Genomic DNA, 9,132 nt, shown 5'->3' on the forward strand with positions numbered 1-9,132 from the left:
GGCGAGCCCGCTACCCGTCGGCCCGCGCCGCGGCCAGCAGCTCCTCGGCGTGGGCCCGTGCCGTCTGGGAGTCCTCCTGGCCGGCGAGCATCCGGGACAGCTCCCGCACCCGGTCCTCGCCCTCCAGGACCGTGACCCCGCTGCTGGTCACCGATCCGTCGACGGTCTTCTCGACCAGCAGTTGCCGGTCCGCGAAGGCCGCCACCTGCGGCAGGTGCGTGACGACGACGACCTGGGCGGACCTGGCGAGCTTGGCGAGCCGCCGCCCGACCTCGACCGCGGCCTTGCCGCCGACGCCCGCGTCGACCTCGTCGAAGAGGTACGTGGGTACGGGGTCGGCGCCCGCGAAGACCACCTCGACGGCGAGCATCACCCGGGACAGCTCACCGCCCGACGCCCCCTTGGCGATCGGCCGGGGCTGGGCGCCGGGGTGCGGGGCCAGCAGCAGCTCGACCTCGTCGGCGCCGGACGGCCCGTAGAGCACGTTCCGCCCGTCGATCTCGATGCCGGACGCCTCGTCGGCCGCCTCGGTCTGCCGGATGTCGAAGGAGACCCGGGCGTGCGGCATGGCCAGCGACGCCAGCTCCGCGGTCACCGCCTCGGCGAAGAGCGCTGCCGCCCGGTTGCGCGCGTCGGTCAACGCCTGTCCGAGGCCGGAGAGTTCGCCGCGCAGCGCGTCGCGCTCGGCGGTCAGCTCGCCGATCCGGTCGTCGTCGCCCTCCAGCTCGGTGAGCCGGGCGGCGCCCTCCTGGGACCATGCGAGCACGGCGCCGATGTCCTCGCCGTACTTCCGGGTGAGCGCGGTGAGCGCGGCGCGGCGCTCCTCCACCGCGGCCAGCCGCAGCGGATCGGCGTCCAACTGATCGGCGTACCCGGCCAGTTCGCCCGCCACGTCGGAGAGCAGGATCGAGATCTCGCCGATCCGGTCGGCGAGCGCCGCCAGGGCCGGGTCGTGGGCGCGCACGGCGTCCAGGGACCGTCCGGCGGCCGCGACCACGGTCGTGGCGTCGACGCCCTCCGGGTCCTCCGGATTGCCCGCGAGCGCGGTGTGCGCGAGAGCCGCGGCGGAGGAGAGCGCTTCGGCGTGGCCGAGCCGTTCGGCCTCGGCGGCGAGGTCGGCGTCCTCACCGGCCAGCGGTTCGACGGCGGCGATCTCGCCCAGCCCGAAGCGCAGCAGATCGGCTTCCTGGGCGCGTTCCCGGGCCCGCGTGGTCAGCTCGTCGAGCTCCGTGACGACGGCCCGCAGCCGCCGGTAGGCCGCCGCGTACTCGGCGTGCGGCCCGGCGACGCCGTCGCCCGCGAACCGGTCGAGTGCCTGCCGCTGCCGGGCGGGCTTGAGCAGCCCCTGCTGGTCGGTCTGGCCGTGCACGGCGACGAGTTCGTCGGCGAGTTCGGCGAGCACCCCGACCGGCACCGACCGGCCGCCCAGATGCGCCCTGGAGCGCCCCTCGGCGGAGACGGTACGGCTGATCAGCAGCGCACCGTCCTCGATCTCGGCCCCGGCCTCCTCGGCCCGCAGGGCGACGGTGTCGCCGTCGGACACCGTGATCCGCCCCTCGACGACGGCGGCCTTGGCCCCGATCCGTACCAGGGCGGGGTCGGCACGCCCGCCGAGCAGCAGCCCGAGGCTGGTGACGACCATGGTCTTGCCCGCGCCGGTCTCACCCGTCACCGCGGTGAAACCGGGTGACAGCTCCACCACCGCGTCGTCGATGACTCCGAGCGACCGTATCCGCATCTCCTCCAACACGGACACGACCTTACGAGGTCCGGACGCCGATGTGCGACGGACCCCGCCTCCCGGGGCTCACTCCCCTGTGTGTTCACGATCCGTTCGCAACACCTCCGGGGGAATGTCCGACGGTCAGTGCGGTGCGCCCCGCCACCCCGAGACCGGCAGTGCGAATTTGGCGACCAGCCGGTCGGTGAACGAGGCGTGGTGCAGCCGCGCCAGCCGTACCGGCACCGCGCCGCGCCGCACCTCGACCCGGGCGCCGGCGGGCAGTTCCACGGTCCTGCGGCCGTCGCACCACAGCACCCCGTGCGGGGTGTGCTGCTGGACCTCGACGGCGAGCACGGACGACGGGGAGGTCACCAGCGGCTTGGCGAACAGCGCGTGGGCGCTGATCGGCACCATCAGCAGCGCCTCTACCTCGGGCCACACGACCGGACCGCCCGCCGAGAAGGCGTAGGCGGTCGATCCGGTCGGGGTCGCGCAGACGATCCCGTCGCAGCCGAACCCGGTGACGGGGCGGCCGTCGATCTCCAGGACGACTTCCAGCATCCGCTCGGGCGACACCTTCTGCACGGCCGCTTCGTTGAGCGCCCAGTCGGTGTGCACGATGTCGCCGTTGCTGTGCACCAGTACGTCGAGGGTCATGCGCTCCTCGACCTGGTAGGCCCGGGTGACGACCCGGTCGACGACCTTGTCCAGGTCGTCCCGCTCGGCCTCGGCGAGGAAGCCGACCCGGCCGAGGTTGACGCCCAGCATCGGCACCCCGGACGCACGGGAGAACTCCGCGCCGCGCAACAGCGTCCCGTCCCCGCCCAGCACGATCAGCAGTTCACAGCCGTCCACGGCCTTGGGCGTGGTGTCCGTGACCGTCTCCACGGACGGCGGCAGCGGCAGATCGGCCGCCTCGGTGGCCAGCACCCTCACGCCCAGGCCGCTGCGCAGCAGCCCCTGTACGACCAGTTCGGCACTGCGGATCGCGGCCGGGCGGCCGGTGTGTGCCAGAAGAAAGACAGTTCGTGCCGCATTCGTCGTCAACGAGGCCCCTCCGCCACTGCACGGTCGACATCTGCGGGATCGAGCTCAGGTGCTCCTGCCCGCAGCCAGAGAAAGTACTCGACATTTCCCGAGGGCCCCGGCAGCGGGCTCGCCGTCACCCCCTGCACCCCGAGCCCCAGCGCCCAGGCCCGGCGTGCCACCTCACGTACCGCTTCGGCCCGCAGCTCGGGGCTGCGCACCACGCCTCCGCTGCCCAGCCGTTCCTTGCCCACCTCGAACTGCGGCTTGACCATGAGGACCAGGTCCGCGTCGGGGGCGGCACAGCGCGCCAGGGCGGGCAGCACGAGGCCCAGCGGGATGAACGACAGATCGCCGACCACCAGGTCGACCGGCTGCCCGTCGATCGCCTCCAGCGTCAGCTCCCGCACGTTGGTGCGGTCCTTGACGGTGACGCGCCCGTCGGACTGGAGCGACCAGGCGAGCTGCCCGTAGCCGACATCGACGGCGACGACATGGCCGGCGCCGGCCCGCAGCAGCACATCGGTGAAACCACCGGTCGACGCCCCGGCGTCCAGCGCCCGCCGGCCCTCGATCTCCAGCCCGAGGGGCACGAAGGCGGCGAGGGCGCCCGCGAGCTTGTGCCCGCCGCGCGAGACGTACTCGGGGTCGCTGTCGTCCTTGACCACTACGACGGCCGCGCTGGTCTCGACCTGGGTGGCGGGTTTGGTCGCGGTGTTCCCCCCGACGGTCACCCGCCCTGCGGCGATCAGCTGGCTCGCGTGCTCGCGCGAGCGGGCGAGCTTACGGCGTACCAGCTCGGCGTCGAGGCGGCGACGGGCCACTCCTGCCACGTTCGGTTCAGCTCCTGTTGTCGTACGAGGGCATCGGTGCGGGTACCGGTGCGGGTGTGGGCCCGGCGTCCAGCGCGGTCAGCGTTTCGCGCAGCCCACGGTGTACATCCTCGTACACCTCGATGTGTCCGTCCGCCGGGAGGTGGTCCGCATCGGCGAGACGTTCCAGCCCGGCGTCCACCCCGGCGTTGCCCGTGGGGGCGCGTACGACGCCGAGGGGCGCGGGCGCGGCGGGCTCCGGCGGCGCCGGGGCGGCCGGGGGCACACGCTCGCCGGACGGGCCCGGTGCGGCGTCCCCGGGCGCTGTCGCGGCTGCCGTCCCCGGTTCCGGCATCGAGTCGTTCATGCGGGAAACGCTACCGCGAAGGGCTGCGGTACCGTCGATCACGATGGCGACCATGGCGGAGTGCCGCAGCGCACTCGACAGACTTTCCGACAACCTCGCGGGGGCCGACGGCGACGTGCGCAGCGCTGCCGCGCTCGACCGCTCGCTGAGCTGCCACATCAAGGACCTCGACATCACCTTCACCGGGCGGCTGACCGATGGCCGGATCCAGGTCCTGGACACGGTCGACGGCCCGCCCCGCGAGAAGGCCGAGATACGGCTCGCGATGACCGGCGACGACCTGGTGGCCATGGTGGACGGCGAGCTGAACTTCGCCAGGGCGTGGGGTTCGGGCCGGGTCCGTCTGGAGGCCGGCTTCCGTGATCTGCTGAGACTCAGGTCACTGCTGTAGAAGTCAGCTCGCTGCTGCCGGGATCGGCTCCCCGCTGCTACCGGGCCGTTCCGGCACCGCCCCGCCGCCGCGTGCCCTTCGTGCGGCGGCGGGCACCACCAGCGGGGTTCCGGTCTCCGGGTCGTCGATGACCCGGCAGCGCAGCCCGAAGACCCGCTCCACCAGTTCCGCGGTGACCACCTCGCCCGGTGCCCCCTCCGCGATCACCTCGCCCTCCCGCATCGCGATGAGGTGGGTGGCGTACCGCGCGGCGTGATTCAGATCGTGCAGGACGGCCACCAGGGTGCGCCCCTGCGCCTCGTGCAGCTCCGCACAGAGGTCGAGGACATCGATCTGGTGCTGGATGTCGAGGTACGTCGTCGGCTCGTCGAGCAGCAGCAGCGGCGTTTGTTGCGCGAGCGCCATGGCGATCCAGACACGCTGCCGCTGACCGCCGGACAATTCATCGACATAGCGATCGGCGAGTTCACCGACCCCGGTCGCCGCCATCGATTCCTCGACAATGCGTTCGTCGTCCGGTGACCACTGACGCAGCAGCCCCTGGTGCGGGTACCGGCCGCGCCCGACGAGGTCGGCGACGGTGATCCCGTCCGGCGCGATGGAGGACTGCGGCAGCAGCCCCAGCGTCCTGGCGACCTTCTTCGCGGGCATCGCGTGGATCGCCTGCCCGTCCAGGAGCACCCGCCCGCTCTCCGGTTTCAGCATCCGCGAGAGCGCGCGCAACAGGGTCGACTTGCCGCAGGCGTTGGGGCCGACGATCACCGTGAACGAGTTGTCGGGAATCTCGACCGAGAGATTCTCCGCGATGACCCGCCGGTCGTAGCCGAGGGTCACCGAGTCCGCGGTGAGGCGCTGCATGGTCGTAACTCCCGGAGTCGGAGGTGATCGGGTGCGGGACGACGACACACCGAACAGGGACAAGTTAGGTTAGCCTACCCTCCCCTGTGCGGGTGTCGTCGGGAGCCCCGCGCTACAGCCCCAGCCTGGCGACCGCCTTGCCCGCGTCAAGCCCGCACGAACCGTCCCCGGCGTGCGACCACGCCGCCCCGCAGACCGCCCGCAGCCCGTCGAGCACGTCCCCGTCCCCCGCCAGCACCAGTTCGTCGCCGCGCACGGAAGCCGTCCAGCCCCCGCACCCGAAGCCCTCGCCGCTCTCCGCCACCTCGGGCTGCCCGGTCAGCAGTCCCCGCAGGTCCGCGTCGACGTACGTCGGCCGGTGCTCGGGCAGGGCGGCGACCAGCTGCGCCGCGTCCGTCACCCCGGTGAGCACCAGCAGGGAGTCCACCCCGCCGTTGAACGCGCCCTCGATGTCCGTGTCCAGCCGGTCACCGACCACCAGCGGGCGCTCCGCCCCGGTCCGCAGCACCGTCTCCCGGTGCATCGGCGGCAGCGGCTTCCCGGCCACCTGCGGCTCGGCGCCGGTGGCGATCCGTACGACCTCCACCGCCGCGCCGTTCCCCGGTGCGATACCCCGGGCGCTCGGGATCGTCAGATCCGTGTTGGACGCGAACCACGGCACCCCGCGCGCGATCGCGTACGCGGCCTCGGCGAACCGCCCCCAGGCCATGTCCGGGCCGCCGTACCCCTGCGCCACCGCGACCGGCTCGTCGTCCGCCGATTCCACCGGCACCAGACCGCGCTCCCGCAGCGCGACCCTCAGCCCCTCGCCGCCCACGACCAGCACCCGGGCCCCGGCGGGCAGCTGGTCGGCCATCAGCCGGGCCACCGCCTGCGCCGAGGTGATCACATCGGCGGGCTCCGCGGGTACGCCGAGTCCGGTCAGGTGGAGGGCGACCGCGGCCGGTGTCCGCAGGGCGTTGTTGGTCACGTACGCCAGGTGCATCCCGCCGTCCCGCGCCGCCCCCAGCGAGTCGACTGCGTGCACGATCGCGTGACCGCCCGCGTACACCACCCCGTCGAGATCGAGCAACGCCGTGTCGTACGCCTCGTTCAACGCGGTGCTGCTGCCGCTGGGCCTGGTCCTGCTCGCCTGACTCATTCTTTGCGCTCCTCGTCCCATGCTTCTGTCCAGATCATCGCGCATCCCGGCCGCACACATACGATGCAGAAATGAACACATCAGGTTCGGCCGGCCAGGGACTGCGTCTGATTCCGTTCCGCGGGCTGCGCTACGTCCCCGAGCGCGTCGGCAGTCTTGCCGCGGTGACCTCACCGCCTTACGACGTCGTCGTGCGCCCCGACGGTCTGCACCACCTGGAGTCGGCGGACCCGTACAACATCGTCCGGCTGATACTCCCGCAGGCGGACACGGCCGCGGCCCGCCACCAGCAGGCGGCACAGACCCTGAAGCACTGGCTGGCCGAGGGCGTCCTCGCACCGGACAGCGAGCCCGCGCTGTACGTCTACGAGCAGCGCAACGACGAGATCCTGCAACGCGGCGTCGTCGGAGCGCTGGCGCTGTCCGCCCCCGCCGACGGCATCGTGCTGCCGCACGAGGACGTGATGGCCCATGTCGTGGAGGACCGGGCCGACCTGATGCGCACCACCGCCGCCCACCTCGAACCGCTGCTGCTCACCTACCGCGGCGAGTGCGACGGCCCGGGCGCGACCTCCGTCATCGAGCGGACCACGGACCGACCACCGCTGCTGGCCACCACCACCGAGGACGGCTACCACCATCGGCTCTGGGCGGTCACCGACCCGGCCGACCGGGCCGAGATCGAGACCGATCTGGCCCGCCACCAGGCCCTGATCGCCGACGGCCACCACCGCTGGGCCACCTATCTGCGCCTCCAGCAGGAGCAGTCCACCCCCGGCCCCTGGGACTTCGGCCTGGTCCTCCTGGTCGACACGGCCCGCTACCCGCTCCGGGTCCGGGCGATACACCGACTGCTGCACCGCCTCCCGGTCGCCGACGCCCTCGCCGCGCTGAACGGCCTCTTCCGCGTCCGCGACCTGGATGTGCCGCTCCCCCTGGCCCTGGACGCGCTCGCCGAGGCGGCTGCCGAAGGCAACGCGTTCCTGCTCGCGGGCGACGGCGGTTTCCATCTCATCGACCGCCCCGACCCCGGTCTGCTGTCCCGCACGATTCGCGCCGACCGCCCGGCCGCCTGGCAGACCCTCGACGCGACGGTCCTGCACTCGGCGCTCCTCGACCACATCTGGCGGATTCCCGACGCTCCGGAACACATCGCGTACATCCACGACACCGCGGCCGCCGTGGAACAGGCCGAACGTCACGACGCGACGGCGGTCCTGATGCATCCGGTACGCGAAGAGGTCGTCCGGGATCTCGCCCGGCAGGGCGTCACCATGCCACGCAAGTCGACCTCCTTCGGCCCCAAGCCGGCCAGCGGCCTGGTGCTGCGGAGCCTCGACCTCGGCTGACCCACAGCAACAAAAAGGGCGGCACCCCTCCCGGGGTGCCGCCCTCTCTCATGCCTTACGCCTCCGACGGGCGCTCCTCGTCGTCATCGTCGCCGTTGCCGCCCTTCGCGGTGGCAGCCGGCTCGGAAGCCACGTCGGTGTCGATCGCGGCCTCGTCATCGCCCTCATCCTCGTCGAGGGCATCGACGAACTCGACTCCGTCCATCTCGGCGAGCCGGTCGGACGCGTCGGTGGAGCCGTCCTTGTCGGCCTCCAGGGCCTTCCCGAACCACTCACGCGCCTCGTCCTCGCGCCCGGCCGCCAGCAGCGCGTCGGCGTACGCGTAGCGCAGCCGGGCCGTCCACGGGTGTACGGCGTTCGACGCGAGCTCGGAACTCTGCAGCGTGACGATGGCCGCGTCGAGCTGCCCCATGTCCCTGCGGGCCCCGGCCGCCACCAGGCGCATCTCGACCTGTCCGGCCTTGTCGAGCTTCTGCACCTCGGGCTCGCCGGCCATGGCCATCGCCCGCTCGGGCCGCCCGAGCCCACGCTCGCAGTCGGCCATGACGGGCCACAGCTCCACGGACCCGGTCATCCGCTTGGCGGCCCGGAACTCCGCCAGCGCCTCCGAGTACTTCTGCGTGGCGTACGCGGCGAACCCGGCCGCCTCTCGCACCGCGGCAACCCGCGAGGCCAGCCGGAGCGCGATCCGCGAATACGCGTACGCCTGCTCCGGGTCCTCGTCGATCAGCCGGGCCACCATGACGAGGTTGCGCGAGACGTCCTCGGCCAGGGTCTTCGGCAGGCTCATCAGCTCCTGCCGCACGTCCTTGTCGATCTCGTCACCGGTGACGTCCTCGGGAATCGGAAGCCGCTTGATCGGCTCGCGGTCCCGGTCGTCCCGCCGCTCGTACCCACCACGGTCGTCGCGCCCTCGGTAGCCACCCCGGCCCCCACGATCGTCCCGCTGCCCGTGATATCCCCCGCCACGGCTGTCGTCACGGCGGAAGCCCCCGCCGGACCCACCACCACGGCTGTCGTCGCGGCGGAAACCTCCGCCGGAGCCGCCGCCACGGCTGTCGTCACGGCGGTAGCCGCCACCACGGCTGTCGTCATCCCGGCGGGGACCACGCGGCCGGTCGTCCCGACGCTCGAACCCACCCGAAGGACGCCCACCACGGTCATCATCACGACGCGGACCACGGAACCCACCGCGATCATCGTCCCGACGCGGACCACGATCCCGATCACGGTCACGGTCGTCCCGACGGAACCCACCACCAGCCGAACCACCACGGCTGTCATCGCGGCGGAAGCCCCCGCCGGACCCACCACCACGGTTGTCGTCGCGGCGGAAGCCCCCGCCGGACCCACCACCACGGCTGTCGTCACGGCGGAAACCTCCGCCGGAGCCGCCGCCACGGCTGTCGTCACGGCGGTAGCCGCCACCACGGCTGTCGTCATCCCGGCGGGGACCACGCGGCCG

General features: G+C 72.6%; 9 protein-coding genes and 1 pseudogene. 3 read left to right on the forward strand and 7 right to left on the reverse strand.

What is annotated here, in order from left to right; translation table 11 throughout:
- Positions 1–10 precede the first annotated feature (10 nt).
- From recN to ACFVH0_RS36930, 4 genes are all read right to left on the reverse strand, one after another.
- Complete coding sequence (recN, locus tag ACFVH0_RS36915) at positions 11–1,756, reverse strand: DNA repair protein RecN (protein ID WP_385827552.1); 1,746 nt, start codon at positions 1,754–1,756, stop codon at positions 11–13.
- Positions 1,757–1,864: 108 nt separating this feature from the next.
- Complete coding sequence (locus ACFVH0_RS36920) at positions 1,865–2,770, reverse strand: NAD kinase (protein ID WP_385827554.1); 906 nt, start codon at positions 2,768–2,770, stop codon at positions 1,865–1,867.
- The gene (locus tag ACFVH0_RS36925; protein ID WP_385827556.1) at positions 2,767–3,582 is read right to left on the reverse strand and encodes a TlyA family RNA methyltransferase; all 816 of its coding nucleotides are present in this window, start codon (positions 3,580–3,582) and stop codon (positions 2,767–2,769) included. Before ACFVH0_RS36925 ends, ACFVH0_RS36920 begins: the two co-directional genes overlap by 4 nt.
- 7 nt (positions 3,583–3,589) lie before the next feature.
- The gene (locus tag ACFVH0_RS36930) at positions 3,590–3,928 is read right to left on the reverse strand and encodes a hypothetical protein (RefSeq protein WP_385827557.1); all 339 of its coding nucleotides are present in this window, start codon (positions 3,926–3,928) and stop codon (positions 3,590–3,592) included.
- A 43-nt stretch (positions 3,929–3,971) separates the two neighbouring features.
- On the opposite strand from ACFVH0_RS36930, the gene ACFVH0_RS36935 reads away from it, so the two are divergent.
- Positions 3,972–4,319, forward strand: coding sequence for an SCP2 sterol-binding domain-containing protein (locus tag ACFVH0_RS36935; protein ID WP_385827559.1), 348 nt, complete (start codon positions 3,972–3,974; stop codon positions 4,317–4,319).
- A 3-nt stretch (positions 4,320–4,322) separates the two neighbouring features.
- Here the strand turns inward: ACFVH0_RS36935 and ACFVH0_RS36940 are convergent, their stop codons facing one another.
- Complete coding sequence (locus ACFVH0_RS36940) at positions 4,323–5,177, reverse strand: ABC transporter ATP-binding protein (RefSeq protein WP_385827561.1); 855 nt, start codon at positions 5,175–5,177, stop codon at positions 4,323–4,325.
- Between the two features lie 112 nt (positions 5,178–5,289).
- Positions 5,290–6,318 carry an HAD hydrolase-like protein gene (locus tag ACFVH0_RS36945; RefSeq protein WP_385827563.1) on the reverse strand — a complete coding sequence of 343 codons (1,029 nt, stop codon included), beginning with the start codon at positions 6,316–6,318 and terminating at the stop codon, positions 5,290–5,292.
- Between the two features lie 71 nt (positions 6,319–6,389).
- Between ACFVH0_RS36945 and ACFVH0_RS36950 the strand changes: the two genes are divergently transcribed.
- Positions 6,390–7,667, forward strand: coding sequence for a DUF1015 family protein (locus tag ACFVH0_RS36950; RefSeq protein ID WP_385827565.1), 1,278 nt, complete (start codon positions 6,390–6,392; stop codon positions 7,665–7,667).
- Positions 7,668–7,722: 55 nt separating this feature from the next.
- Here ACFVH0_RS36950 and ACFVH0_RS36955 read toward each other — a convergent pair whose 3' ends face one another.
- A complete protein-coding gene (locus ACFVH0_RS36955) occupies positions 7,723–8,457 on the reverse strand; it encodes a tetratricopeptide repeat protein (RefSeq protein WP_385827567.1) in 735 nt (244 codons plus the stop codon).
- A gap of 162 nt (positions 8,458–8,619) precedes the next feature.
- Between ACFVH0_RS36955 and ACFVH0_RS36960 the strand changes: the two are divergent.
- Positions 8,620–9,132, forward strand: a pseudogene (locus ACFVH0_RS36960) (hypothetical protein); the annotation flags it as partial.

It is taken from the genome of Streptomyces sp. NPDC127117 (assembly GCF_042677325.1).
GTDB lineage: Bacteria > Actinomycetota > Actinomycetes > Streptomycetales > Streptomycetaceae > Streptomyces.

What these genes read in the sequence shown, in the direction of transcription:
- ACFVH0_RS36930 (WP_385827557.1), bottom strand. Translation starts at nt 3,928, where the DNA reads ATGAACGACTCGATGCCGGAACCGGGGACGGCAGCCGCGACAGCGCCC.
- ACFVH0_RS36935 (WP_385827559.1), top strand. Translation starts at nt 3,972, where the DNA reads ATGGCGACCATGGCGGAGTGCCGCAGCGCACTCGACAGACTTTCCGAC.
- ACFVH0_RS36940 (WP_385827561.1), bottom strand. Translation starts at nt 5,177, where the DNA reads ATGCAGCGCCTCACCGCGGACTCGGTGACCCTCGGCTACGACCGGCGG.
- ACFVH0_RS36945 (WP_385827563.1), bottom strand. Translation starts at nt 6,318, where the DNA reads ATGAGTCAGGCGAGCAGGACCAGGCCCAGCGGCAGCAGCACCGCGTTG.
- ACFVH0_RS36950 (WP_385827565.1), top strand. Translation starts at nt 6,390, where the DNA reads ATGAACACATCAGGTTCGGCCGGCCAGGGACTGCGTCTGATTCCGTTC.
- ACFVH0_RS36955 (WP_385827567.1), bottom strand. Translation starts at nt 8,457, where the DNA reads ATGAGCCTGCCGAAGACCCTGGCCGAGGACGTCTCGCGCAACCTCGTC.